This is a genomic window from Streptomyces pseudogriseolus, from assembly GCA_002154585.1.
In the GTDB taxonomy this organism is placed as follows: domain Bacteria; phylum Actinomycetota; class Actinomycetes; order Streptomycetales; family Streptomycetaceae; genus Streptomyces; species Streptomyces pseudogriseolus.
Genome location: MUNG01000441.1, coordinates 1 through 222, shown reverse-complemented (window position 1 = coordinate 222; position 222 = coordinate 1). Strand labels below are relative to the sequence as shown.

Genomic DNA, 222 nt, shown 5'->3' with positions numbered 1-222 from the left:
CGCCCAGAAGATGTCCATCTCCAGCCAGACCAGCTTCGGGTCGGTGACCTTCAGGAAGTACTCCAGCTTCCGGATGCCGGAGCTGCGGGTCGGCCGGCCCTGGTCGTCCAGCGGGCCCCGGTCGAGCAGGAAGCCGTACGCGCTGTCGTGGTTGTGGGTGTAGAGCTTGATGCCCTCGCGGCGGGCGATCTCGCCGAGCGCGTTCCACTTGTCGGCGGCGAC

The 222-nt window shown here is 68.0% G+C and carries 1 pseudogene; it reads right to left on the bottom strand.

Features of this window, described 5'->3' with window-relative positions:
* Window positions 1–222, bottom strand: a pseudogene (locus CCN29_RS36395) (sugar phosphate isomerase/epimerase family protein); the annotation flags it as partial.